Here is an 18,303-nt window from a genome sequence, read left to right as displayed (position 1 = left end):
CGGTGTTCGTGTGGTGTTGGCCCCGGGTCCCCACCTGGCGCCGGTAGCTCTTCGCGTGGTTGTCGCTCTTACGCTACGAGCCGTAGCGTAACTCCCCGCGCCCCTTCGCGCCCCGTGATCTGAAGCACAGCATTTCGGGGCCCTACGGTTCCGCTACCGACGGGTATGGTCTGCGCCATGCGCAACCCCAGCTCCCCGACCGGACGCACCGGACGCCCCCGCAGCGCCGCGGCGGACGCCGCGATCCTCGCCGCGACGCGGGACGCGCTGGTCGAGCTGGGCTGGTCGAAGCTGACGATGGGCGACGTCTCGACGCGGGCCGGGGTCGCCAAGACCACCCTCTACCGCCGCTGGGCGGGCAAGAGCGAGCTCGTCGTGGACGCCGTCGCAGAACTCTTCGACTCCCTCGAACTCCCCGACCGGGGCTGCCTCGAAGCCGACATCGAGGACGTGGTCCTCCAGTTCGCGGCGCTGCTGCGGCGGCCGGAGGCCCGTACGGCCCTGATGGCGGTCGTCGCCGAGTCCACCCGGGACGAGGCCCTGCGCGACCGGATCCGCTCGGCGATCGTCGACCGGCAGAAACGTCTCGTCGTACTGGGTCGCGAACGGGCCCAGGCCCGCGGCGAACTCCCGTACGAGGAGGACGAGGAGCTGGCCTGCCGCACCACGGACCTGATCTTCGACGTGATCGCGGGCACGGTGGTCCACCGGGCGCTGGTCAGCTCCGAGCCGGTGGACGAACTGTGGGCGTCCACCTTCACGGCCCTCCTGGTGCACGGCCTCCAGGGCCCGGCCCACGCCTGACCCGGGCCGGCCCCGGAAACCGGAAGGCCGGCCGCGACCGCCCCCGCGGGGGCTGCCACGACCGGCCTGCCGTACGTACGGACCGCGGCCACGGCCCTAGAAGCCCGGCGGCTCCGTGTAGACGCCCCACTCGTCGCGCAGCACGTTGCAGATCTCGCCGAGCGTGGCCTCGGCGCGCACCGCGTCCAGCATCGCCGGGATCATGTTCGACCCGTCGCGGGCGGCGGCCAGCATCGCGCCGAGCGAGGACTTCACCTTGGCGTCGTCGCGCCGCTCCTTGCGCGCGGCCAGGTGCTCCACCTGTACGCGCTCCACCTCGTGGCTGACGCGCAGGATCTCCAGGTCCCCGGTCACCGAGCCGTGGTGCACGTTGACGCCGACGACCCGCTTGTCGCCCTTCTCCAGGGACCGCTGGTACTGGAAGGCCGACTCGGCGATCTCGCCGGTGAACCAGCCGTCCTCGATGCCGCGCAGGATGCCCGAGGTGATCGGCCCGATCGGGTGCTGCCCGTCCGGGTGGGCGCGCAGGCCGCGCTCCTTGATCTGGTCGAAGATCTTCTCGGCGTCCGCCTCGATGCGGTCGGTGAGCTGCTCCACGTACCAGGAACCGCCCAGCGGGTCGGCCACGTTGGCAACCCCGGTCTCCTCCATCAGCACCTGCTGCGTGCGCAGGGCGATCTCGGCCGCCTGCTCGCTCGGCAGCGCGAGGGTCTCGTCGAGGGCGTTGGTGTGCAGCGAGTTGGTGCCGCCGAGGACGGCCGCGAGGGCCTCGACCGCGGTGCGCACGACGTTGTTGTACGGCTGCTGCGCCGTCAGCGAGACACCGGCCGTCTGGGTGTGGAAGCGCAGCCACATCGACTTCTCGCTCTGCGCCCCGTACACCTCCTTCATCCAGCGCGCCCAGATCCGGCGGGCGGCGCGGAACTTGGCGATCTCCTCGAAGAAGTCGAGGTGCGCGTCGAAGAAGAAGGAGAGGCCGGACGCGAAGTGGTCCACGTCCAGGCCGCGGGAGAGGCCCAGCTCCACGTACCCGAAACCGTCGGCGAGGGTGTACGCGAGCTCCTGCGCGGCCGTCGCCCCGGCCTCGCGGATGTGGTAGCCGGAGACGGACAGCGGCTTGTACGCCGGGATGCCCTTCGCGCAGTACTCCATCAGGTCGCCGATGAGGCGCAGGTGCGGCTCGGGTTCGAAGAGCCACTCCTTCTGGGCGATGTACTCCTTGAAGATGTCCGTCTGGAGCGTGCCGTTGAGGACGGCCGGGTCCACGCCCTGGCGTTCGGCGGCGACCAGGTACATGCAGAAGGCGGGCACGGCCGGGCCCGAGATCGTCATCGAGGTGGTCACGTCGCCCAGCGGGATGTCCTTGAACAGGACCTCCATGTCGGCGGCGGAGTCTATGGCGACCCCGCAGTGGCCGACCTCGCCGAGGGCGCGGGGGTCGTCGGAGTCGCGCCCCATCAGGGTGGGCATGTCGAAGGCCACGGAGAGCCCGCCGCCGCCGGCGGCCAGGATCATTTTGTAGCGCTCGTTGGTCTGCTCGGCGTTGCCGAAGCCGGCGAACTGGCGGATGGTCCAGGTCCGGCCGCGGTATCCGGTGGCGTGCAGGCCGCGGGTGTAGGGGTACTCCCCCGGCCAGCCGATGCGCTCGAATCCCTCGTACGCGTCACCGGGCCGGGGGCCGTAGACGGGATCGACGTCATCCCCGGAGAGCGTGGTGAAATCGGCCTCGCGCTTGCGGGCCTTGTCATAACGGGCCTGCCAGCGGCGGCGGCCCTCCTCGATGGCGTCAGCGTCCATACCCATGAATTTACTAGGACGTCCTAGTAAATGTCGATGGGAAACCCCGGGGAGTCTCCCCGGGGTGCCTCGGAACCGTCCGGCTCCGGCGAAACCCTAGGCGTCGACGGTGGCCGCGGCCTCGGCGTCGGCGACGAGCGGCTCGATCTCGGCGCGCACGCCGCGCTCGACGAAGAAGGCGGCCAGCGGGATCGTGCCGGAGACCAGCACCCACAGCAGCTTCGGGAACGGCCACCTGGCCTTGGAGCCCAGGTCGAAGGCGAACACCAGGTAGATCATGAACAGCACGCCGTGGACCTGCGAGACCGCCAGGGTCAGATCGGCGCCGGTGTCGAAGCCGTACTTGAAAACCATGCAGGTGCAGAGGATCAACAGCATGACCGCGGTCAGGTAGGCCATGACGCGGTAGCGGGTCAGCACGCTTCGTTTCATGGACACGAGCGTAACCACCCGTTTTGCACGATCATGACGGGGGCCCGGTGGTGGCCCCGGTGGTGGCGGGCTACTGCTCCTCGAAGTCCGCCGCGGCCACCCGCAGCGGGCGCAGCAGCGCGAAGATCTCCTGGCACTCCTCGGCGTCGTACGCGCGGAGCCCGAAGTCGATCGCCATCAGGTCCTTCGTCGCCGCCTCGACGACCTCGCGGCCCTTGTCCGTGATGGACGCGAGCGTGCCGCGGCCGTCGTTCGGGTTCGGCCGCTTGGCCACGAGCCCGGACCGCACCAGCCGGTCCACCGTGTTCGTCACCGACGTCGGGTGGACCATCAGCCGCTCGCCGATCTTCGACATCGGCAGCTCGCCGGCCTTGGAGAAGGTGAGCAGGACCAGCGCCTCGTACCGCGCGAAGGTCAGCCCGTACGGCTTGACCACGGCGTCGACCTCGCCGAGCAGGATCTGCTGCGCACGCATGATCGAGGTGATGGCGGCCATCGAGGGCACCGGTCCCCAGCGGCGCTGCCAGAGCTCGTCGGCGCGGGCGATGGGATCGAAGGGGAGGCTGAGCGGCTTGGACACGCACCCGACCCTACCGGGCGGTCATTTGACCGCGGGGCCCGTCTCATTCTTCGGTCGGACGTCCCGCTCCGGTCGGCCGTCCCGCCGGGCGGCGGACCTCAGTTCGGCGAGGAGGAGCAACACCACCGCCGTACCGAGCACCGCGGCGCCCGCGACGACCACGTGCACCGCCACGAACTCGGCGGCGAGCCCGGCCAGGGCCATGCCGACGCCCTGGAAGGTCATCAGACCGGTGCTCAGCAGGGTCATCGCCCGGCCGCGCAGCTCCTCGGGGACGGCATCGACGTACCACTGGTCGAGGCCGAGGGTGTAGGCGTGCGCCAGACCGGCGAGCACCAGGGCGGCGATGACGGCTGCCACTGGGGGCCGGGCCGCGTACACGAGCAGCGGCAGCATCCCGGCGGCCGCGAGCGGGGCCACGAGCCGCGACCGGGTACGGGGGGCGAGCACCGAGCCGGCCCATAGTTCACCCGCGATGGTGCCGACGGGCAGGGCGCACATCATCACCCCCAGGGCGGCGGTGCCGGCGCCGATGCCGTCGGCGTACGGGGCGAGCAGCGCCTCGGGGGCGATCACGAAGACGGATGGCAGCCAGAACAGCAGGGTCAGTGCGCGCAGGCGGCGGTCGCCGAGGACGGCGCGCAGTCCGGCGAGCGGGGAGGTGCGGGCGGCGGCGGCCCGCGCGGGCCGGACGGCCGTGCCGAAGCGCAGCAGCAGGGCCGAACAGAGGAACCCGGCGGCGGTCAGGGCGATGGCCGCGCGCGGGGCGAGGACGGTCAGCAGGAGGCCGCCGAGGCCGAAGCCGATGAGCTGGGCGCTCTGGGCCACCATGCGCATCAGGGAGCGGCCGAGGACGAAGGGGTCGCCGGGGCCGAGGATGTCGGCGAGGGAGGCGTTGCGGGTGCCCTGGAACAGCGGGGCGACGAAGGCCATGGCGCAGCGCAGGACGAGGAGTCCGGCGACGGGGGTGCCCGGCAGGACCATGGCCGCTGCGCAGGCGGCGCAGACGAGGTCGCAGCCGACGAGGACCCGGCGGGCGGGCCGACGGTCGGCGATCCCGGCGAGGAGGGTGCCGCCGAGGGCGTACGGGAGGAAGCCGAGGGCGAAGGTGAGCGCGCTCATCAGGGGCGAGCCGGTGGTGCGGAAGACGAGGACGGTGAGGGCGATCTCGGCGACGACGATGCCGAGGACGGACAACAGATGGGCGGCGAAAACGGGCCGGAACTCCCGCACCCGGAAAACGGATCGGTAGCCGCCGTCGGGGGCGGCGGCCGGGGCGGGCACGGCCTGACGGGCACTGGACATGCGGACACCCTGCAGGGCTACGGTGGCCGGACGGCAGTGATTCGCCCCGTACCGAATCACTGCGGCGTCCGAGGGGAGGCAGCGCATGGCGTTCCATTTTCGGTTCGGGGACGGGGACCTGTTGCGTTGCCGGTTCTCGCTCTCGCCGCGCTGGGAGACGCAGGAGGCGGTGCGGACCCTGTTGCGGCCGGACCGGCAGGCGTACCACCTGCCCTGGTTGCGGCGGATCCGGGCGGCCGCGGCCGGGCTGGACCTACGGCCGCTGTGGCTGCTGATGCCGCGCGCCGGCCACAACCCGGACTTCCTGAGCCCGCCGCCGGCCGGCCCGTCCGTCACCTTCGAGGAGGAGCTGGCGCGGGTCCGGTCCGCGGCCGCCGATCCGGACGCGGTGCGGGAGGACCTGCGGCGCGCGCTCGTCTGCACCCGGGGCGCCGCCGAGAGCGACCTCGGGCGGCGGATGCTCGCGGATCCGGCCCGGGCGGTACGGGAGCTGGCCGATCTGTACGAGCAGGCGTGGGACGCGCTGATCGCCCCGCACTGGCCGCGACTGCGGGCCCTGCTGGAGGCGGACGTCCTGTTCCACTCGCGGCGGCTGGCCGCGGGCGGGCTGGAGGCGCTGTTCGACGGCCTCCACCCGGACCTGCGGTGGTCGGCCGGGACGCTCACCATCGACCGCCCGACCCACCACGACCGCTCCCTGGACGGGCAGGGCCTGCTCCTGATGCCGAGTGCGTTCGTCTGGCCGGAGGTGGTCGGCGGGTACGACCCGCCGTGGCAGCCGACGCTGGTCTACCCGGCGCGGGGCATCGGCGCACTGTGGACGGCGGCGACGCAGGACGCCACCCCGCGGGCGCTGGCTCGGCTGCTGGGCCGGGGCCGGGCGGACGTGCTGTGCGCGCTCGACGAGCCGGCCTCCACGACGGAGCTGGCCCGCCGGCTCGCTCTGGCGCCGGCCACGGTCTCGGCCCATCTGAAGGTCCTGCACGGGGCGGGCCTGCTGATCTCGGCCCGCCACGGCCACCGGATCCTGTACGAGCGCACCCCGCTCGCCATCGCCCTGACGACGGGCGGCTCGCCGCCGTAGGCCCCGCCCCGGGCCGGGGTGTCGCCGGGCGGCGGGACGCGCGGGCCGACGCCGAAGGCGGTGTCGGGGTCGCGGAAGTATCCGAGCATCCGCATCACGGCGTCACACCGGACCAGCCAGCGCTCTCCGCCCTCCCGGACGGTCCGGTGCGTGGGCCAGGCGAGGTAGAGCAGCAGCCCGGCGGCGGCGAGGGGGCCAGCGCCATCAGGAGGACGGCGCGCATTCGGGTGCGGAGCTCCTCGCGCGACAGCAGGGCGCGTTGGCCGACCCGGTAGGCGGTGCGGTCCGGTTCGACGAACGGGCCGGCGAGTCGGCTGTGCGGCTCGTAGTCGAAGCCTTCCGGCCGCACGGCCCCTGCAGTGCTCGAAGTCCAGGGTTGATATCACCACGAAAGGTGACGAACCTCGGACGTGTCGAACGGGCTCCGTCGAACGGGGGTCAGGCCAGGTGGCGTTCCACCGTTTCCACCTTCGTCGTCAGCCCGTCGACCACCCCGGGGCGGATATCGGCCTTCAGGACCAGCGACACCCGCGGCGCCCTCTCCTCCACGGCCGCCACCGCGCGCTTGACCACGTCCATCGCCTCGTCCCACTCGCCATAAAGAGGGCACCTCTGACAACACACTCTGACAACATGGTGATCCCTGTTCTGGGGTGGGAGGGATTGAGGCATGCGCATTGCGATCTATCTGCGGCTGTCCCGGGAGTCCGACGACTCCACTTCGCTGGAGACCCAGCGAGAGGCGGCCCGGCGGTGGCTCACCGCGAACGGGTACGACCCTGCCGACGCCGTGGAGTACTCCGACGCCGGCGTGTCGGGCGCGAAGCCACTTGAAGCGCGACAGCAGATGAGCGCGCTCATGGCCTCCCGTCCGGATCTCGTGATCGCGTGGAAGCTGGACCGGTACGCGCGCAGCGTGTCGGAATTCCTGCGTCTCGTGTCGTGGGGCGAGCGCTACGGCGTCAACATCGCCACGACCGACGGCACGATCAACACGATCACGCCCACAGGCCGCATGGTCGCTGTCGTGCTGGCAGCACTGGCCGAGTGGGAACGCGAGATGATCAAGGACCGCATCACGGAAGGCCACGCCACACGCCGCCAGCAAGGACGCTGGGCATCAGGGCGCGCACCTCGCGGGTACCGCATCATACGGCGTGACGATGCCGCCTACCTTGAGATAGAACCCGAGCAAGCGGCACAGATCCGGGACGCTGTGGCCACCCTGGTCAGCGGCGGAACGGTGGCCGGCACGGCGAGGATCGTAGGTGTGAGCGAACCGCAGTGGCGACGACTGTTGAAAGCCCCGACGCTGCGCGGCCAACGCACCCACAGAGGGAAGCTGATCACAGCGGCTGACGGCGTCACCCCCGTCCAGTTCGCCGAGCCGATCCTGTCAGCTGCGGAGTTGAGGGCGGCGAGGGACCGTATGGACGCCCTGGCCACGGGCAAGGATCGCGCGCCTCGACGTGCCACGCCGATGTGCTCCGGCATGGCGGTCTGCTATCGCGGCTGCAAGTTGAACGGCGGAACGTCCGACAAGGGCGTACCGCTCTACCGCTGCAAGGCAGGCCACACCACTGTCTACGCGGAGACTCTTGATCAGCGCGTGGAGCGTGAGTTCCTGACTGCGTTCGGCAGGATCAAGGAATGGCATGTCCACCTTGAGGGCGGCAACGACCTGTCGGCGGAAATCGAAGAGATCCAGGAACAAGCCGAGCGGGTGGCAGAGCGCATGACAACCGCTGGTGCGCTGATGCTGCCGACGCTTGAGCGCAAGGCAGCGGACCTTGAGGCCGCATACGCCCGACTGCAAGCCGAGCACGAACCGGAGACCCGTGAGGTTTCAGTGCTGACGGGACGCACCATGGAGCAGGCGTGGGCCGCTGAAGGCGAGAGGGGACGCAAGCACCTGCTGGAGCTGTTGAATCTTCGCGTGACCCTGCACCCACGTGGGGTAGCCGACCGCCTGTCGGTCGAGTGGGGGCCGAACCCGGAAGATGCCGCAGATGCCGAGCTTGCCGCGATCGCCCAGAGCGAGGCTGCGTAAGCCGGCCTGAGCACCACCGCTCACGGCCCGCCGCTGGGGAAGCCTGGCGGCGGGCCGTTCCGCGTTCCGGCGCCACGGAAGCCACGCCATTCCGCCACTCGTCGCTCGATGCGTCGCCCCCCGTCGACAGCTGGGCGGGAGCCCGAAAGGAACCTCACTGCGATGCCGACTGCATAGCGTCACAGAAACACTCGCTTCGCTACCCTCTGTCGCCAGAGTGCGCCAAAGTGCGCCACCTAACCCTGTTTTCATTTTTCTACTAGACGCGTTAGAGAGAAATTGAAAAAGACAATTAGTTCGGCACTTCCGACCCCATGCGCCCAGGTGTCGACGCGAGCGGGGTGGCGGGGCAGGGGATGAACCCCCATGGACAGCCCGAGTCACCGTCAGGTGTCCGCCCTCCCCGGTCTGTACGGGTCTGACAGTCGCGGACATGAGGGAGTCGTGGCGCAGCGTGACGAGTGCGAGACGTCGCAGAAACGATGGTTTATGAGACACCCGCGACGGTGACCCGAGAGCGACCGAGTCGTGTTCCAAAACCCGTCTCAGAACCTCTCGAAAACCCTTGAGGTTTTGAGACGGGTTGTGCGACGATCTCTGCATGCCGACGAACACGGGACACCTGATCGGATACGCGCGAGTCTCCACCGATGACCAGGAAGCGCAGTTGCAGCACGACGCGCTGGCTGAGGCAGGCTGCGCCCGGATCTTCACGGACAAGGCGAGCGGCAAGAACACGGACCGGCAGGAGCTGACGGCCGCTCTGGACTACGCCCGCCCCGGGGACACCCTGTGCGTGTGGAAGCTGGACCGGTTCGCTCGCTCGCTGATCGACCTCGTGACCCTGGTGGACTCACTCGCTGCCCGTGGGATCGGCTTCAAGGTGCTGACGGGTGCGCTGGCGAGCATCGACCCGAACACCCCGGACGGGCGGCTCATGCTCCAGGTGGTGGGCGCCATGGCGGAGTTTGAGCGCAGCCTGATCAAGGACAGGACCCGGGCGGGGCTGGACGCTGCCAGGGCTCAGGGGCGCGTGGGGGGTCGACCGGCTGTGATGGACGCGGACAAGCTCGCTGCGGCCAAGGTTCGGAAGGCCGAGGGCGAGAGCGTCACAGCCATCGCCAAGGCCCTCGGGGTGTCCCGCGCGACGCTGTACCGGGCGCTGGACGAGGGCCGTTGAGGCTGAGGCCGCTACCCCAGGTAGGGCGTGGAGCGGTGCTCCAGGAAGTGCTCCAGCCGCAACCGCTGCGTGTGGTGCAGGGCCAGGCAGTCGAGTTCCGCCGGCGCAACGAACCGTAGTTCCGTGCTCTCGTCGGAGATGGCCAGCGTGCCGCCGACGACGCGCGCCGTGAAGCAGACGTTGAATTGTCGCCGCACCTCCCCGTCGCTGTACTCGATGATGTGGCGCGGGTCGGTGTAGGTGCCGACGAGTCCCGTGATCTCCACGTCGAGACCGGTCTCCTCCTTCACCTCCCGGACGGCCGTGCCGGGCAACGAGTCGCCCAGGTCCATGCCACCTCCGGGGAGTGCCCATAGGTCGTTGTCCCGGCGGCGTTGCAGGAGGATGCGGCCCTTGTCGTCGGTGACGACCGCTGAGGCTGCCACGACCATGCTGTTCGGCGCGGGTGCGTGAGGATCGTCGTAGTACTCGGTCCGGGTCATCGGGTCATGCCTCCGCGGGGCGCGCTGTCTCCCACACGGCGTTGAAGCTGTCCGCGTAGGCGTCGAACATGCCCCCGTTGCCGTTGCGTCGAAGGTGCCACACGGGCGCTCCGTACGCGTTCACGCCCCAGACGTGGGCGTTGACCAACGCCTGATCATCCGCCCGGTACAAGCTGTTGTAGAGAGTCGTCCCGTGCGTCCGCAGTTCGATCCCCGGAACGTCGACCAACGGCCGGTAGTGCATGAGGGCGAGGCGGCAACGGGACTCGATGCCGTGCCCGAACTTCTCTTCCTTCCCTCGCTGCTGGACGTTCTCACTGTCCGCGTCACCGACTGCGATACGGACGGCGCAGCCATCGGCGGCCCGTTCCCGTAGGAGATCGTTCAACCGGGGGTACGCCTCATGGAGGAACACTGCCGCGTAGACCAAGACGTCGATGCGCTCTCGCGCTGCTGCGAGGAGATCCACGAGCACGGATACGGGGAGGTCTGCGCGCTGGTCGTACAACGCAACGAGTTCCGGGCTGACGGCCCGCGCGGCGCGTGCCTGCCTGAGAGCCGGCCAGAGGGCATGAACGTCTTCGCCCAGCGTCTCGGCGGCCCTGAGTGCCGTCGCTCGTCGGGGGGTACGCCCGAGGTTCACCCACCGCTCAACGCTCTTCGGGTCCACTCCCGTGGCAGTCGCCAGCCCTGCATGGGTCCAACCGCCCGATGCCATCACGGCCCTTTTGACCGCTCGTTGCCCATAGGGACGTTCTACATGCCATGGGACGTCCCGAAGTGGCGAACGTACGAGGTTCCTCCGTCCCGGCGACCGGCGGCACGATCAAGGACACAGCGGGTGCGGCGAAGGGGTCCAGGGTGAGTGACACGGTGACGGACGAAGCCACGGATACACGGGTGTGGGAGTACGTGACCTACGCGCCAAAGGGTACGCGCTGTTCCGCCTGCAAGGAGGTGATCAAGCCCCTTGAACCCGTCCGCCGGGGACACGAGGACCGCACGTCCGGGCCGCCCGCCGTGATCTACCGGCACACCGACAGCGACGAGTGCCCCGGCCAGGCGGTGACCGCGTGATGGACATGCAGACCTGGCGGGACGCGCACACACGGGCCACGGACGCCCGGGAAGCCCTCGCGGCCGCCCTGGCTGCCCTCGATGTGCCAGAGACGACGTGGAACACCGTGCGGCCCGCCGTGACCCACAACGGCACCCCTTACGTGCACTTGGGGATGATCCGGGCTGACGTGGTGGAACAGATGGCCGAAGCCCTTCGGCTGCCGTCCTCCCACTGAGGAGAGACGCCCCCAAACGGCCCCGTCCGGCGACGGCGAGCATGACAGCCGGGCGGGGCTTCACCATGTACTCAGAGGTACACTCGTTCGCCCTCGATCGAGGTGAACATGGCGTCGGTGCGGTTCGGCAGCCCCGACTCCCGTACGACGCGCACCGCGTCGGCCACGTACTCGCCGACCCCCAGCGGGGTCACCGAGAACGCGACGATCATGCGGCCTTCGCCGCCTCGCGCCGGGCACGGGCCGCCAGCACGCTGTCGGCCTCCTCGCGCTTGAGCAGCTTGTCGCCGTACAGGCCGCCGAAGGGCAGGAGTGCCAGCAGGAAGAACAGCGCCGCCTTCTTGGCGGGCCACTTCGCCTTGTTCCAGACGTCCAGCAGGAAGACCGCGTAGATGACGAACAGGATCCCGTGCAGGATGCCGAGCGGCATCATCAGGTAGTCGACGTCGGAGATCCGACTCAGCAGCGAGCCGAAGATCAGCAGGGCCGGGAACGACAGCGCCTCCGGAACGGAGATGAGGCGCAGGCGGTGCAGGGCGGAAGCGGTCTTGATGTCCACGTGTGAACCTTCGGGATGGTGGCCTGGGGTCCGTCCCAGTGTCTCAGCCGGTTTGCGGGATCTTGACCCGGGGTGTGCGCCGGGTGTGTGAGATGCCGCAGTCGCCGGATATCGGCCACCGGGCCCTGTTCGCCTCCGCCCGCTGCCGATAACGTCATCCCGTGGCTCAGTTCCGACTCCAAGGCAGCAAGGTGCTCGCCGTCGACCTGACCGGGGACGCCGTCAAAGCGAAGAACGGCTCCATGGTCGCGTACGACGGCCAGGTGGCCTTCAAGAAGATGACCGGCGGCGGCGAAGGCCTGCGCGGCATGGTGACCCGTCGACTGACGGGTGAACAGATGACCGTGATGGAAGTGCAGGGCCACGGCACCTGCTTCTTCGCCGACCGCGCGAGCGAAATCAATCTGGTCAATCTGCGCGGCGAGAAGCTGTACGTGGAGTCCAGCAACCTCCTGTGCACCGACGCCGGCCTGCGCACCGGCACCACCTTCACGGGCCTGCGCGGCGGGGCGACGGGCAACGGCCTGTTCACCACCACCGTCGAGGGCAGCGGCCAGGCGGCGATCACGTCCGACGGCCCGGCGGTGGTGCTGCGCGTCAGCGCCCAGTACCCGCTCTCCGTCGACCCGGGGGCGTACATCGCGCACACCGGCAACCTCCAGCAGTCCTTCCAGTCGGGGGTCACCTTCCGCACCCTGATCGGCGAGGGCTCCGGCGAGGCGTTCCAGATCCGCTTCGAGGGCGAGGGCCTGGTCTACGTGCAGCCCAGCGAGCGCAACACCATCGGGGGCGACATCTGATGCCGTTCCGCGAGATCAACTCGAAGATGGTCGAGGCCCAGGTGATCCCGGGGCAGAAGATGTTCAGCCAGCGCGGCGCGATGCTCGCGTACCGCGGCGAGGTCTCCTTCACCCCGAGCCTGACCGGTGGTCAGGGCGGCGTGATGGGCATGATCGGGCGCCGGGTGGCCAACGAGCAGACTCCGCTGATGGAGGTGGAGGGCAGCGGCACCGTGATGTTCGGGCACGGCGGTCACCACATTCAGGTGATCGGCCTGACCGGCGAGACCCTGTACGTCGAGGCCGACCGGCTGCTCGCCTTCGACGGCACCCTCCAGCAGGGCACGATGTTCATGGGCTCGCAAGGCGGTGTCATGGGCATGGTCCGCGGCCAGGTGACCGGCCAGGGCCTGTTCACCACCACCCTCAAGGGGCACGGCTCGGTCGCCGTGATGGCGCACGGCGGGGTCATCGAGCTCCCCATCACCCCGAACCGGCCGGTCCACGTCGACCCGCAGGCGTACGTGGCCCACCACGGGGACGTCAGGAACAAGCTCTCCACCGCGCTCGGCTGGCGGGACATGGTGGGGCGCGGCTCGGGCGAGGCGTTCCAGCTGGAGCTGTCGGGCCAGGGTGCCGTGTACGTGCAGGCCTCGGAGGAGAAGCTGTGAACTTTGGTCCCGTGATCGGTGGGCCCGGCGGCCCGACGGTCTTCGACCCGCACACCCTGCCCTCCGACGACAACGTGAACGCGTACACCTTCTGCGTGGAGCTCAAGGGGAGCCAGTGGTTCCTGCAGAAGGGCAAGATGATCGCCTACTACGGGCGCATGGAGTTCAACGGCATCGGCAACGGCCGCTTCGACCGGCTGCTGCGCACGAGCTTCCACTCGCCGCTGCACGCCAGTGACTGGGTGGTGGCCGAGGGCCAGGGCAAGATGCTGCTGGCCGACCGCGCCTTCGACGTGAACTCGTACGACCTGGACAATGGGAACCTGACCATCAGGTCGGGCAACCTGCTGGCCTACCAGCCTTCGCTCGCCCTCAAGCAGTCGATCGTGCCGGGGTTCTTGACCCTGATCGGCACGGGGAAGTTCGTGGCGGCGTCCAACGGGCCGGTGGTGTTCATGGAGCCGCCGCTGCGCGTGGACCCGCAGGCTCTGGTGGGCTGGGCGGACTGCCCGTCGCCCTGCCACCACTACGACCACGGCTACATGTCGGGCGTCATCGGCGGGCTGCGCTCGCTGACCGGCATCGGCGGCAGCTCCGGCGAGGAGCACCAGTTCGAGTTCGTGGGGGCGGGGACGGTGCTGCTGCAGTCCTCGGAGATGCTGATGGCGGAGCATGCGGTCGGGGCCGTCGGCGCCGGGGCGGAGTCGGCGGGCGTGCCCGGAGCCGGGTACGGCGGCGGACACGGGCAGCAGGGTCCGCTGGGGCAGCTGGGCGTGCCGCGGATGCCGGGGCAGCTGGGTGATCTCCAGCGGCGCCTCGGACTGTGATCTTCAGCTTTCCTGTTTTTGTACGTAATTCAACTTCTTAGGTAGAGTTCATTCATGGAGACCATGGAGACCGAGACGGCCACGCGCTGGCTGACCGACGCCGAACAGTGCGCCTGGCGCACCCACCTGGACGTCAGCAGACTGCTGATGCACCAGCTGGAAAAGGATCTCCAGCCCTTCGGACTCACCAACAACGACTACGAGATCCTCGTGAACCTCTCGGAGTCCGCGGACCACCGGATGCGGATGAGCGACCTCGCGACGTCGACGCTCCAGTCCAAGAGCCGGCTGTCCCACCAGATCACCCGGATGGAGACGGCCGGTCTGGTCGTCCGCGTGAACTGCGAGTCCGACCGCCGGGGGCTGTACGCCGTACTGACCGACGAGGGCATGGAGCTCATGCGGAAGGTCGCCCCGCACCACGTGGCGTCCGTACGCCGGCATTTCATCGACCTGCTGCCGCCGGAGGCCCTGGCGGCGCTGCGCGCCTCGCTGGAGCCCGTCGCGGGCCACCTGCGCGAAGAGCGCGGCAAGTCCTGACACCGCCGGACGGCGCCCCTCCCGGGTGCCGTCCCGCGCGGCGGCCCGGAGAATGGGCGGTAACGCTCGCTCGCCGGCCGCCCGCCGAGCAACCGCAAGCGCATGGCCGGCCTGAGGAGGTCAGCCATGCACTGCAAGCACAAGGCGTACGTTTCGACGGCCGCGGCCGCGCTCCTGCTGGTCGGGGGCCCGGCGGCGGCCGCCGTCGCACACCCGGCCGACGCGGCGCGGAAGGCCCCCGCGGCCGCCCCGGCGCGCGCCGACACGGACGCCGCGGGCGCAGTCGCCGCAGCGCTGAAGAAGTACCCCGGTGTCGTGGAGTCCGTCGACAAGGACGACGCCGTCTGGCACGTCGACATCATCGGCAAGAACGGCAAGCACGCGGAGCTGACGGTCGACACCCGCAGCGGCAAGGTCTTCACCGAGAACGCGAACGACGACGACGGCGACGACAACGGCGGGAACAAGGCGCTGGTCGGCGCGAAGGTCACCGCGCAACAAGCGATGAAGGCCGCCCTCGCCGCCCACGCCGGCCAGGTCCGGTCGGTCGAGTGGGACGACGATGACGACAGCGGCAAGCGCTACTGGAACGTCGAGATCACGTCCGGCGGCAAGACCACCAACGTCCACGTCGACCCCACGTCGGGGAAGGCGACGGTGTCCGGGTCGGACTCGAACGACGACGGCTGATCCGCGGTTCTGATGCGGAGCGGATCGGGCGCCCCTAGACTGGCGAGCGCCCGGATTACCCCGATCTTCGAGGGAGTGGCGTCATGGCCAAGCGCGGCAACAAGAAGCGAGCACGCAAGAAGAAGAAGGCGAACCACGGCAAGCGTCCCAACGCCTGACCGGTCCGCCCCGCACACACGCGAGAGCCGCGCCCCGCACGCACCGGGGCGCGGCTCTCGCGTACGCGTGCAGGGGCTGCTCAGGCCTCCGTCAGCGTCGTCAGGAGGGTGTCCGCGGCCGCGTACGGGTCCAGCTCGCCGGCCGCGACCCGGGCCGCGAGGGCGTCCAGGTGCGCGTCCCCGCGCACGTCCGCCATGCGGGCCCGCAGGCTCGTCACCGCGATCGTCTCCACCTCGCGCGCGGCCCGGGCCGTACGCCGCTCGGCCAGCACCCCGCGCTCGTCCATCCACGCCCGGTGCTTCTCCAGGGCCTCGACCAGCTCGTCGATGCCCTGGCCGCGCGCCGCGACCGTCTTGACGATCGGCGGCCGCCAGTCGCCCGCGCCCCGGGACTCCCCCAGGCCCAGCATGTGGTTCAGCTCCCGGGCGGTCGCGTCCGCACCGTCCCGGTCCGCCTTGTTCACCACGTACACGTCGCCGATCTCCAGGATTCCCGCCTTCGCGGCCTGGATCCCGTCGCCCATCCCGGGGGCCAGCAGCACCACGGAGGTGTCGGCCTGGGAGGCGATCTCCACCTCCGACTGGCCCACGCCCACGGTCTCGACGAGGATCACGTCGCAGCCCGCCGCGTCCAGCACCCGGATCGCCTGCGGGGCGGCCCAGGCCAGGCCGCCCAGGTGGCCGCGGGTGGCCATGGAGCGGATGTAGACCCCCGGGTCGGAGGCGTGGTCCGACATCCGGACCCGGTCGCCGAGCAGCGCACCGCCGGAGAACGGCGAGGACGGGTCGACGGCGAGGACGCCGACCCGCTTGCCGGCCTTGCGGTACGCGGAGACCAGCGCCGAGGTGGACGTGGACTTGCCGACGCCCGGGGAGCCGGTCAGGCCCACCACGTACGCCCCGCCCGTCAGCGGGGCCAGGGCCGCCATCACCTCGCGCAGCTGCGGGGACGCCCCCTCGACCAGCGAGATCAACCGGGCCACCGCTCTCGGCCTGCCGTCACGCGCCTGGGCCACCAGCTGGGGGACGTCCACCGCCGTCATACGTGCTGCGCTCCTCGGTTCTCGTACGGGATACGTGAGGGCCGCCGGGCCCGGGACTCAGGGGGCCGCCGGCCCGCGTGGCGGGGCCCGGCGGCCTGGCGCCGCCTACTTGGCGACGCGGACGATCAGCGCGTCGCCCTGGCCGCCGCCGCCGCACAGGGCGGCCGCGCCGACGCCGCCGCCGCGGCGCTTGAGCTCCAGCGCCAGGTGCAGCACCACACGGGCTCCGGACATGCCGATCGGGTGGCCCAGGGCAATGGCGCCACCGTTGACGTTCACCTTTTCCGGGGTCACGCCGAGGTCCTTCATTGACTGCACGGCGACCGCCGCGAAGGCCTCGTTGATCTCGATGAGGTCCAGGTCGGAGACCTCCAGGCCCTCCTTCTTCAGCGCGTGCAGGATCGCGTTCGACGGCTGCGACTGGAGGGAGTTGTCGGGACCGGCCACGTTGCCGTGGGCGCCGATCTCGGCGATCCATTCCAGACCGAGCTCCTCCGCCTTCGCCTTGCTCATCACGACGACGGCGGCGGCGCCGTCGCTGATCTGGGAGGAGGTGCCGGCGGTGATCGTGCCGTCCTTGGCGAAGGCCGGACGCAGCTTGCCGAGGGACTCCGCGGTCGTCTCGGGACGGATGCCCTCGTCCGCCGAGAAGATGACCGGGTCGCCCTTGCGCTGCGGGATCTCCACGGGGACGATCTCGGCCTCGAAGACGCCGTTCTTCTGCGCGGCCGCGGCCCGCTGGTGCGAGGCGGCGGCGAACTCGTCCTGCGGGGCGCGCTCGATGCCCAGGCGGGTGTTGTGCTTCTCCGTGGACTCGCCCATCGCGATGTTCTCGAAGGCGTCGGTGAGACCGTCGTAGGCCATCGCGTCCAGCATCTCGATCGCGCCGTACTTGAATCCCTCTCGGGACTTCGGCAGCAGGTGCGGGGCGTTGGTCATGGACTCCTGACCGCCCGCGACCACGATGTCGAACTCACCGGCGCGGATCAGCTGGTCGGCCAGCGCGATCGCGTCCAGGCCCGAGAGGCACACCTTGTTGATCGTGAGGGCGGGCACGTTCATCGGAATGCCGGCCTTGACCGCCGCCTGGCGGGCGGGGATCTGGCCCGCGCCGGCCTGCAGCACCTGGCCCATGATCACGTACTGCACCTGGTCGCCGGAGATCCCGGCCCGGTCCAGCGCGGACTTGATGGCGAAGCCGCCGAGGTCGGCACCCGAGAAGGACTTCAGCGAGCCGAGCAGCCGCCCCATGGGCGTGCGGGCCCCGGCGACGATCACAGAAGTGGTGTTGTTCGATCCGGACATGAGGCACAGCCCCTTGGATGAGGAGTGAACGAGGGTTTACGTGAATGTACTGGGCGGTACCGCAGCGGTCACCGGGCTGCCGGTGTGATCGCGCGCACGTTGCGTGACCACCCCCTTCAGGAGTGCACTGTCACCATGCTGACAAGAATCGACCACATCGGGATCGCCTGCTTCGACCTGGACAAGACCGTCGAGTTCTACCGTGCCACGTACGGCTTCGAGGTGTTCCACTCCGAGGTCAACGAGGAGCAGGGCGTCCGCGAGGCCATGCTCAAGATCAACGAGACCTCCGACGGCGGCGCCTCTTACCTCCAGCTCCTGGAACCCACCCGCGAGGACTCCGCAGTGGGCAAGTGGCTGGCCAAGAACGGCGAGGGCGTGCACCACATCGCCTTCGGCACGGAGGACGTCCAGGGCGACTCCGAGGCCATCCGCAGCAAGGGCGTGCGGGTCCTCTACGACCAGCCCCGCACGGGCTCGATGGGCTCTTCCATCACCTTCCTGCACCCCAAGGACTGCCACGGAGTCCTCACCGAACTGGTCACCTCCAACCCCGACCATTGATGGACCACTGATGGCCCGATTCCCCGGCCGGTAGAGTGGCCATGGCTCGGCCGGGGTTCGGTGCGGAGACGGGGTCGGGGCCTGTGACCCCTGCCCCGGTATCTGACACCATTCCCCGGGGGCGTCGTTCAGCGGGCGAGCGATGCTCAATTGGGAGT

Annotated in this window: 22 protein-coding genes and 3 pseudogenes; 13 read left to right on the top strand and 12 right to left on the bottom strand. The window is 70.0% G+C overall.

What is annotated here, in order from left to right; genetic code table 11:
- Window positions 1–177 precede the first annotated feature (177 nt).
- Window positions 178–804 carry a TetR/AcrR family transcriptional regulator gene (locus OG974_RS28535; protein ID WP_327285529.1) on the top strand — a complete coding sequence of 209 codons (627 nt, stop codon included), beginning with the start codon at window positions 178–180 and terminating at the stop codon, window positions 802–804.
- A 96-nt stretch (window positions 805–900) separates the two neighbouring features.
- On the opposite strand, the gene OG974_RS28530 is transcribed toward OG974_RS28535, so the two are convergent.
- The 4 genes from OG974_RS28530 to OG974_RS28515 form a co-directional block, all read right to left on the bottom strand.
- On the bottom strand, window positions 901–2,601 hold the full coding sequence (locus OG974_RS28530) for a methylmalonyl-CoA mutase family protein (protein WP_327285528.1): 1,701 nt from the start codon (window positions 2,599–2,601) through the stop codon (window positions 901–903).
- A gap of 96 nt (window positions 2,602–2,697) precedes the next feature.
- Window positions 2,698–3,033 carry a DUF3817 domain-containing protein gene (locus OG974_RS28525; RefSeq protein WP_327285527.1) on the bottom strand — a complete coding sequence of 112 codons (336 nt, stop codon included), beginning with the start codon at window positions 3,031–3,033 and terminating at the stop codon, window positions 2,698–2,700.
- Between the two features lie 70 nt (window positions 3,034–3,103).
- A complete protein-coding gene (locus OG974_RS28520) occupies window positions 3,104–3,613 on the bottom strand; it encodes a MarR family winged helix-turn-helix transcriptional regulator (RefSeq protein WP_054223644.1) in 510 nt (169 codons plus the stop codon).
- A gap of 21 nt (window positions 3,614–3,634) precedes the next feature.
- Complete coding sequence (locus tag OG974_RS28515; RefSeq protein ID WP_327285526.1) at window positions 3,635–4,918, bottom strand: MFS transporter; 1,284 nt, start codon at window positions 4,916–4,918, stop codon at window positions 3,635–3,637.
- 85 nt (window positions 4,919–5,003) lie between these two features.
- Here OG974_RS28515 and OG974_RS28510 point away from each other — a divergent pair, with 85 nt between their 5' ends.
- Window positions 5,004–6,002, top strand: a complete 999-nt coding sequence (locus OG974_RS28510) for a DUF5937 family protein (RefSeq protein WP_327285525.1) — start codon at window positions 5,004–5,006, stop codon at window positions 6,000–6,002.
- A 92-nt stretch (window positions 6,003–6,094) separates the two neighbouring features.
- Here OG974_RS28510 and OG974_RS28505 read toward each other — a convergent pair.
- Window positions 6,095–6,351, bottom strand: a pseudogene (locus tag OG974_RS28505) (glycosyl transferase); the annotation flags it as partial.
- Window positions 6,352–6,440: 89 nt separating this feature from the next.
- A pseudogene (locus tag OG974_RS28500) lies at window positions 6,441–6,599 on the bottom strand (MTH1187 family thiamine-binding protein); the annotation flags it as partial.
- A 73-nt stretch (window positions 6,600–6,672) separates the two neighbouring features.
- Here OG974_RS28500 and OG974_RS28495 point away from each other — a divergent pair.
- Window positions 6,673–8,052: a recombinase family protein gene (locus tag OG974_RS28495; RefSeq protein ID WP_328763740.1), complete on the top strand. Its 1,380-nt coding sequence runs from the start codon at window positions 6,673–6,675 to the stop codon at window positions 8,050–8,052.
- A gap of 601 nt (window positions 8,053–8,653) precedes the next feature.
- Complete coding sequence (locus OG974_RS28490) at window positions 8,654–9,232, top strand: recombinase family protein (RefSeq protein ID WP_328763739.1); 579 nt, start codon at window positions 8,654–8,656, stop codon at window positions 9,230–9,232.
- Window positions 9,233–9,243: 11 nt separating this feature from the next.
- Here OG974_RS28490 and OG974_RS28485 read toward each other — a convergent pair whose 3' ends face one another.
- A complete protein-coding gene (locus OG974_RS28485) occupies window positions 9,244–9,714 on the bottom strand; it encodes an NUDIX domain-containing protein (RefSeq protein WP_327285522.1) in 471 nt (156 codons plus the stop codon).
- 4 nt (window positions 9,715–9,718) lie between these two features.
- Window positions 9,719–10,432 (bottom strand): XRE family transcriptional regulator, encoded by a 714-nt coding sequence (locus OG974_RS28480; protein WP_371644866.1) that lies wholly within the window; start codon window positions 10,430–10,432, stop codon window positions 9,719–9,721.
- Between the two features lie 143 nt (window positions 10,433–10,575).
- Here OG974_RS28480 and OG974_RS28475 point away from each other — a divergent pair, with 143 nt between their 5' ends.
- Window positions 10,576–10,791: a hypothetical protein gene (locus OG974_RS28475; RefSeq protein WP_327285521.1), complete on the top strand. Its 216-nt coding sequence runs from the start codon at window positions 10,576–10,578 to the stop codon at window positions 10,789–10,791.
- The gene (locus tag OG974_RS28470) at window positions 10,791–11,009 is read left to right on the top strand and encodes a hypothetical protein (RefSeq protein WP_327285520.1); all 219 of its coding nucleotides are present in this window, start codon (window positions 10,791–10,793) and stop codon (window positions 11,007–11,009) included. Before OG974_RS28475 ends, OG974_RS28470 begins: the two co-directional genes overlap by 1 nt.
- An 86-nt stretch (window positions 11,010–11,095) precedes the next feature.
- Here OG974_RS28470 and OG974_RS28465 read toward each other — a convergent pair.
- A pseudogene (locus tag OG974_RS28465) lies at window positions 11,096–11,221 on the bottom strand (MTH1187 family thiamine-binding protein); the annotation flags it as partial.
- Window positions 11,218–11,568, bottom strand: a complete 351-nt coding sequence (locus OG974_RS28460) for a DUF3817 domain-containing protein (RefSeq protein ID WP_327285519.1) — start codon at window positions 11,566–11,568, stop codon at window positions 11,218–11,220. The pseudogene OG974_RS28465 and the gene OG974_RS28460, both read right to left, overlap by 4 nt.
- Before the next feature lie 161 nt (window positions 11,569–11,729).
- Between OG974_RS28460 and OG974_RS28455 the strand changes: the two genes are divergently transcribed.
- From OG974_RS28455 to OG974_RS28430, 6 genes are all read left to right on the top strand, one after another.
- Window positions 11,730–12,368, top strand: coding sequence for an AIM24 family protein (locus OG974_RS28455; protein WP_327285518.1), 639 nt, complete (start codon window positions 11,730–11,732; stop codon window positions 12,366–12,368).
- Window positions 12,368–13,018 carry an AIM24 family protein gene (locus OG974_RS28450; RefSeq protein WP_327285517.1) on the top strand — a complete coding sequence of 217 codons (651 nt, stop codon included), beginning with the start codon at window positions 12,368–12,370 and terminating at the stop codon, window positions 13,016–13,018. Before OG974_RS28455 ends, OG974_RS28450 begins: the two co-directional genes overlap by 1 nt.
- Entirely contained in the window at window positions 13,015–13,845 is an 831-nt protein-coding gene (locus OG974_RS28445; RefSeq protein WP_371644863.1) for an AIM24 family protein, read from the top strand. The genes OG974_RS28450 and OG974_RS28445 overlap by 4 nt, the downstream gene beginning before the upstream one ends.
- 63 nt (window positions 13,846–13,908) lie before the next feature.
- The gene (locus OG974_RS28440) at window positions 13,909–14,385 is read left to right on the top strand and encodes a MarR family transcriptional regulator (protein ID WP_327285516.1); all 477 of its coding nucleotides are present in this window, start codon (window positions 13,909–13,911) and stop codon (window positions 14,383–14,385) included.
- Between the two features lie 126 nt (window positions 14,386–14,511).
- Window positions 14,512–15,075 (top strand): PepSY domain-containing protein, encoded by a 564-nt coding sequence (locus OG974_RS28435; RefSeq protein WP_327285515.1) that lies wholly within the window; start codon window positions 14,512–14,514, stop codon window positions 15,073–15,075.
- A gap of 83 nt (window positions 15,076–15,158) precedes the next feature.
- Complete coding sequence (locus OG974_RS28430) at window positions 15,159–15,233, top strand: 50S ribosomal protein bL37 (protein WP_099895366.1); 75 nt, start codon at window positions 15,159–15,161, stop codon at window positions 15,231–15,233.
- 80 nt (window positions 15,234–15,313) lie between these two features.
- Here the strand turns inward: OG974_RS28430 and meaB are convergent, their stop codons facing one another.
- The gene (meaB, locus tag OG974_RS28425; protein ID WP_327285514.1) at window positions 15,314–16,276 is read right to left on the bottom strand and encodes a methylmalonyl Co-A mutase-associated GTPase MeaB; all 963 of its coding nucleotides are present in this window, start codon (window positions 16,274–16,276) and stop codon (window positions 15,314–15,316) included.
- 105 nt (window positions 16,277–16,381) lie between these two features.
- On the bottom strand, window positions 16,382–17,581 hold the full coding sequence (locus OG974_RS28420) for an acetyl-CoA C-acetyltransferase (protein ID WP_327285513.1): 1,200 nt from the start codon (window positions 17,579–17,581) through the stop codon (window positions 16,382–16,384).
- Window positions 17,582–17,716: 135 nt separating this feature from the next.
- Here OG974_RS28420 and mce point away from each other — a divergent pair, with 135 nt between their 5' ends.
- Window positions 17,717–18,145, top strand: a complete 429-nt coding sequence (mce, locus tag OG974_RS28415) for a methylmalonyl-CoA epimerase (RefSeq protein WP_327285512.1) — start codon at window positions 17,717–17,719, stop codon at window positions 18,143–18,145.
- Window positions 18,146–18,303 lie beyond the last annotated feature (158 nt).

This window comes from Streptomyces sp. NBC_00597 (assembly GCF_041431095.1).
GTDB lineage: Bacteria > Actinomycetota > Actinomycetes > Streptomycetales > Streptomycetaceae > Streptomyces.
Note: the sequence above shows the minus strand (reverse complement) of the source record. Positions and strands in the feature narration are given on the sequence as shown.

Bases quoted from the DNA above. Each gene is read 5' to 3' on its own strand.
- OG974_RS28535 (WP_327285529.1), top strand. From the start codon at position 178: ATGCGCAACCCCAGCTCCCCGACCGGACGCACCGGACGCCCCCGCAGC.
- OG974_RS28530 (WP_327285528.1), bottom strand. From the start codon at position 2,601: ATGGACGCTGACGCCATCGAGGAGGGCCGCCGCCGCTGGCAGGCCCGT.
- OG974_RS28525 (WP_327285527.1), bottom strand. From the start codon at position 3,033: ATGAAACGAAGCGTGCTGACCCGCTACCGCGTCATGGCCTACCTGACC.
- OG974_RS28515 (WP_327285526.1), bottom strand. From the start codon at position 4,918: ATGTCCAGTGCCCGTCAGGCCGTGCCCGCCCCGGCCGCCGCCCCCGAC.
- OG974_RS28510 (WP_327285525.1), top strand. From the start codon at position 5,004: ATGGCGTTCCATTTTCGGTTCGGGGACGGGGACCTGTTGCGTTGCCGG.
- OG974_RS28495 (WP_328763740.1), top strand. From the start codon at position 6,673: ATGCGCATTGCGATCTATCTGCGGCTGTCCCGGGAGTCCGACGACTCC.
- OG974_RS28490 (WP_328763739.1), top strand. From the start codon at position 8,654: ATGCCGACGAACACGGGACACCTGATCGGATACGCGCGAGTCTCCACC.
- OG974_RS28485 (WP_327285522.1), bottom strand. From the start codon at position 9,714: ATGACCCGGACCGAGTACTACGACGATCCTCACGCACCCGCGCCGAAC.
- OG974_RS28480 (WP_371644866.1), bottom strand. From the start codon at position 10,432: ATGGCATCGGGCGGTTGGACCCATGCAGGGCTGGCGACTGCCACGGGA.
- OG974_RS28470 (WP_327285520.1), top strand. From the start codon at position 10,791: ATGGACATGCAGACCTGGCGGGACGCGCACACACGGGCCACGGACGCC.
- OG974_RS28450 (WP_327285517.1), top strand. From the start codon at position 12,368: ATGCCGTTCCGCGAGATCAACTCGAAGATGGTCGAGGCCCAGGTGATC.
- OG974_RS28440 (WP_327285516.1), top strand. From the start codon at position 13,909: ATGGAGACCGAGACGGCCACGCGCTGGCTGACCGACGCCGAACAGTGC.
- OG974_RS28435 (WP_327285515.1), top strand. From the start codon at position 14,512: ATGCACTGCAAGCACAAGGCGTACGTTTCGACGGCCGCGGCCGCGCTC.
- meaB (WP_327285514.1), bottom strand. From the start codon at position 16,276: ATGACGGCGGTGGACGTCCCCCAGCTGGTGGCCCAGGCGCGTGACGGC.
- OG974_RS28420 (WP_327285513.1), bottom strand. From the start codon at position 17,581: ATGTCCGGATCGAACAACACCACTTCTGTGATCGTCGCCGGGGCCCGC.
- mce (WP_327285512.1), top strand. From the start codon at position 17,717: ATGCTGACAAGAATCGACCACATCGGGATCGCCTGCTTCGACCTGGAC.